We start from the raw sequence: 4,932 nt of genomic DNA, 5'->3' as shown, positions 1-4,932 counted from the left end.
ATATGGCATTCGACAGAAAATAAGGCGACAAGCCGGGCGTCGAAGGTTTTTAGGGTAAATAATCCACCCGCCACTCCATAGGCATTGCCCCGGAAAGTTCCACGTTGTCAACACCCTTAAGCGCTATCAGGACAGGACGAATGCTCTCCTCGGCAAAATTCATGATCCGGTGTGGAGAAAGGGGGGCGTTGACAGTATAACTCATGAAAGGACGCGCAGCCTCGTCGTCAAGTTGCTTCACGGCAACACGGGGGTAGCTCACCCCCGGGGGCAATGAAGTGCGCGCTTCCCTTACAATCACTGCCGTCTCGAAGCGGGCTTTCTCCATATCCGCGTGTCGGTCAAACTCAAGCGTGACCCGTCCTCCGTTCTTTTTTGACCGTGAAGCGATATGCTTCACGCCCGACACTCTGGCAAGCATTGCCTCCAAGGGAGCCGTGACCTCTGCCTCCACAGNGCGTGCGGACGCACCGGGGAAAGAATAACTCACATTTACTGAGGGAAGGGTTTCCGAGGGCACAAGCTTTACCGGAAGCAACGGCATCAGCACGCACCCCAGCATAGCCATCGCCAGAAACACGACAATGACTGAAAACGATGATATCCCTCTTTTTTTTCTCATTTCCAATGTCTCGTCATTTCACTCCCAGCGTCCGGTCAAAATCCGTCGGTATAGGCACTCCGAGTTCAAAATCAAACAATGTCAGCTTACGTATCTTATAATAGCTCAGCCAGTAATTCTGCAGGGAAGTGATATAATTCTTGCTTGCCTCCTGCTGGCGGCTGTGGGAAAGCGTAAGGGTGTTGATGTCGGCTTTCCCGATGATAAACCGCTGAAGCGTCTGGGCATACGCCCTGTCGGCAAGGTCAAGAGCCTCGGCGGCACTGCCTACGAGACGCTGCCGGCTGTTGAAATCGCGTATGGTTATGACCACATCCTGCTCCATCGAAAGCTCCTCCTGTCGGGCGGCGATCTGCGCGACATTCAGATTATTCCTGGCGATGTTGTATTTCCCTTTTCTCACTCCCCAGTCGACCAAAGGGATCGATAACGACAGCGACACCAGATCCTGCCGAAGAGGGTGACTGTAAGCCTCGCCGAAGGTGCGCGCAACCTGATTGAAACCCACAGAGGCGTTGAGGCTGAGATTAAACATCGATTCAACCCTGGTTTTGTTCACATCTCTCTGCGCTTCAAGCACGGTCTGCCGTTTAGACATTATTGCCGGACTATTCTCCCTGGCATACACCAGAGCACGGTCTTCCTGAATATTTATTGCCACAGGTTTGCCGGGCAGCACCACCTCTATCTCGGTGTCTGAATCAAGTCCGAGATAAGTGGCAAGAGAAAGGCGTGCCCTCTCTATTTCGATCCTGGCATTCTCCAGAGCGTTCTCGGCATTCACCTTGTCGAGTCGCAACGTCAGAAGATCGGTCTGGGATATGGCAGCAATGCTGAAACGACGTTCCCCGATTATCAGCAGCGTGTCGCTGGCGGCAAGATTCTCTTTTGCCAGCCGGAATTCCGTCTGCGCCAAGGCGAGAGCGAAGAAATGACTTACAGTCTCCTCCGACACTGTCTCCATGTTGTAGACAAATTCCCTTTTCACTTTCTCATATTTCATCGGTTCAATACGCTTCTCCCAGCGGAACGCATTGTATCCGATAAGATTCTGGCGATAACCGAGTCTGACAGGCACTGATGAAAACTGATTACCCTTCATCGCCCCGAAATTGCGCATATATTCAAGATCGCTTTCAAGATAGAGGGAGCCGCCGAGGAAATCCACATTCTGCGTAACAGTCAGCCCGGCTGAGGCTGTGTACATCTGCTGACTGCGGAACACATCGACATCCTGCTGCGAATCATAGCGCGTTGTGATGTAGCGGTAATATTGGGCAGGGGTCAGTTCGAGCGACATGCCGGGAAGCCGGTTTGCCTTGAACGTGCGCCATTCCCAATAGCCGGAGGCATAAAGATTACGATTGCGGAATGCATTAAGGGAGCTGTCGTTGGCAAGACGCACGGCGTCTCCGAGCGAGAGAACCATCCTCCCTGCTCCCGAGGCTGCCACACTTCCTGCAAACAACGCTATCGCGATTATCAGTCTTCCTATATTCATGTTTTCAATTATTACTCTTTGTTCCCCCCTTTTTTCAAATGGCGCGGGTTGTAAATCAGATAATAGACAAGCGGTATCACAAAAATGCTGACCAGCGTTCCCACCGCCATCAAGCCGATCATGGCAACGGCGAGAGGACTCTGCAGCTCAGATCCCATGTCAGATGTGAAAAGCACAGGGAGCATCGCAAAGATTGTGGTCAGCGAAGTCATCAATATCGGTTTGAGGCGTCGCTTGCCCGCCGTATGGACAGCCTCGGCAAGCGGCATTCCCTGCCTGCGCAATTCATTGATGGAATCGAGTTTAAGAATTGAATCATTGACCACGATTCCACATGTCACGATTATTCCGATCGCCGACATCAGATTCAGTGTCTCTCCGCAGACAAGAAGGGTCAGCAATGCAAACGACACATCGACCGGAATCTCCAGAAGCACTATGAGAGGCTGCACAAAACTTTCGAACTGGGCACAAAGAATGAAATACATCATCAGCAGCGACACAAGCAGGATTACTGTCAGCTCTTTCATCATCTTCCGGTTGGAGAAGATCGAACCGGTGAACGCCACATCCGCCATCTCCTCTGCCATCGCGACCTCTTTCAACTTATCGATCAAAGCATCAGTTTCTCCGGCTTCCACATTAAGTTCCACAGGGAGATACTCACCCGCGCCGGAGGCGTTGATAACCCCCGGCACATCCCGCTTAACCGCGTGGGCAAGGGCGGACAGTGGAATGCCGGACCGGCTGCCATCCTTTCCTGCAGACGAAGACACCAGCTCCGTTGCAAGCAATTCATCGGGGGTTATCCCTCTGTCGGAAATTCTTACCGGTATATAATCCTGATATGACCGGAGTATAGTGGTCTGCGAACCTTTAAAAGCCACGTCTATTGTGTTGCGCACATCAGAAGCGCTGACTCCATAGAGAAGCATACGTTCAGGATCCATGCGGATATCTGTCACCTCTTGTCGCGGAATATCCTTCACATGCAACCCCGTGGCGCCTTCCACCGCTCTGCACAGGCTTGCCGCCTTTTCCACCGATCCCCCCGCATATCCGGTCATAAAACGTGCCTCCAACGGCGCTTCCCCGGAAGAAAACACCTGCTCGAACGGATTCGACGGTACACTGAACCCACACACGGCTGCCGGATATTCTCGCCGCAGGAAAGATGTCAGGGAATCCTTGAATGCCTGCAGTTTGTCGGAGTCCGACACCCGGAAATAAAACTCGGTTTCCGACGCCCCCTTTTCAGAATTGTCGCCGAGCATGAAATCCTGTCGCCCCACAAATGCCGCCCACTCCTCGTTGTCAACCGCCCCTGCGACCTTCTCGGAGCGCACGCGATTTTCGTCTATGTTTATGTTCTCATTCCAGTTTACCGAGAGTATTGTTTCCGTACTGTCAATATGGGGCAGACGCTCCACGTCGAGAGCTTTTGCAAGCGGAAACAAAGACGCTATGACGAGAATGACAAACAATATCGTAGCCGATTTGTGGGAAAATATAAAATCAATCCCTTTGTCATACCATCCGGATCCTCTCTCCTCCCCGAAGTCTGTCTCTGTTTGCGAAATGTCTTTCTTTCTCCCTTTCTCCACGATAGAGACAAGCACAGGCAGCAATGTGATGCCCGTTGCATAGGAAGAGAACAGCCCGGCGGTGATCGAGAATGCCTGATCTGCAAATATTGCTCCGGCAATACCGCTCATGAACACGAGAGGCAGAAAGACGGCAACAGTGGTGAGCGATGAACTCAGCATCGGCGTGATCATCTCCGTCGTGCCCGCCACGCAGCTGTCTTCAAGCGAATAGCCCCGCTTGCGATACTGCATGATATTCTCCGCCACGATGACGGAATTGTCGATCATCATACCCACGGCAAGTATGAGTCCTGCCAATGATATTATATTGATCGAAATATGGAAGAGATAGAAAAGAAGGAATGTTATGATCACGGCAACCACGACAGTGAATCCGATAACCACCGGCATCCTCCAGTTGCGCATGAAAAGAGCGCACACAAGAAAGACAAGCACAAGACCCAAGATCAGGTTCTGACGCAAGTTGCTTATCGTGAAATCGAGAAGTTCCGTCTGGCTGCGGGTCTTGGTTATCGAGATGTCGGGATATTGGGAGGAGAAATATTCTATGGTGCTGTAAATCGCTTTGTCAAGGTCTGCCATGCCTGACGCCTCATTCTTGATCACCGCCATCGTCACGGCGCGGTGCCCATTGAAAAGAGAATACCCCTGCGCCTGACATTCAGCGAGCTCCACTTCACAGAAATCACCCAGGCGGTGCATTCGCCCGTTCTTCATCAGAGGCACATTCTCCACATCCTCCGATGTGCGCAGTTTTCCGGATATGTGGATACTGTATTCATAATAACCATCGCGGACCGTCATGCTTCCCGGCTCGGCATTGTTGTCCTTAAGGGCTTTCTCAACGTCTGCCAAGGTTATTCCGGCAGAGTGCATGCGGTCATAATCGGGCGTTANGCGCAATTCTTTCCCCGGCACTCCGGATATATCCACCAGCGCCACTTCGGGCAGTTGTTCGAGGCGGCGTCTGACGATATTGTCGGCGACATCATAGAATCCGGGAGTGGGTCCGGAGGCGGCGGTAAGCTGGAGATAAGTCACGGGAATATCCGCCACGGATGCTTTAACAGCCTTCGGACGGCTGATATCCCGTGGAAGCGAATTCATGGCAGCGTCTATTTTCTCGTTAACCTCGATAAAGGCGAGATCCGTGTCAACGCCATAATCCATCGTGAGTCGGATGATGCCATATCCGTCGCGCG

3 protein-coding genes are annotated in these 4,932 nt (G+C 52.1%); all 3 read right to left on the bottom strand.

Annotated elements, in window-relative coordinates; all coding sequences use genetic code 11:
• Positions 1-49 precede the first annotated feature (49 nt).
• On the bottom strand, positions 50-622 hold the full coding sequence (locus JX312_RS09105; RefSeq protein ID WP_204457780.1) for an efflux RND transporter permease subunit: 573 nt from the start codon (positions 620-622) through the stop codon (positions 50-52).
• A 13-nt stretch (positions 623-635) separates the two neighbouring features.
• Positions 636-2,123 (bottom strand): TolC family protein, encoded by a 1,488-nt coding sequence (locus tag JX312_RS09100; protein WP_123406928.1) that lies wholly within the window; start codon positions 2,121-2,123, stop codon positions 636-638.
• Between the two features lie 11 nt (positions 2,124-2,134).
• Positions 2,135-4,932: efflux RND transporter permease subunit (locus JX312_RS09095; RefSeq protein ID WP_204457779.1), on the bottom strand; the 2,798-nt coding region annotated here is incomplete at its 5' end.

This window comes from Barnesiella sp. CU968, assembly GCF_905219685.1.
Lineage (GTDB): Bacteria > Bacteroidota > Bacteroidia > Bacteroidales > Muribaculaceae > Lepagella > Lepagella muris_A.
The sequence above is the reverse complement of the archived record's forward strand: the minus strand, read 5'-3'. Positions and strand labels throughout refer to the sequence as shown.

Coding starts and splice junctions, on each gene's coding strand:
- JX312_RS09100 (WP_123406928.1), bottom strand. CDS start 2,123: ATGAATATAGGAAGACTGATAATCGCGATAGCGTTGTTTGCAGGAAGT.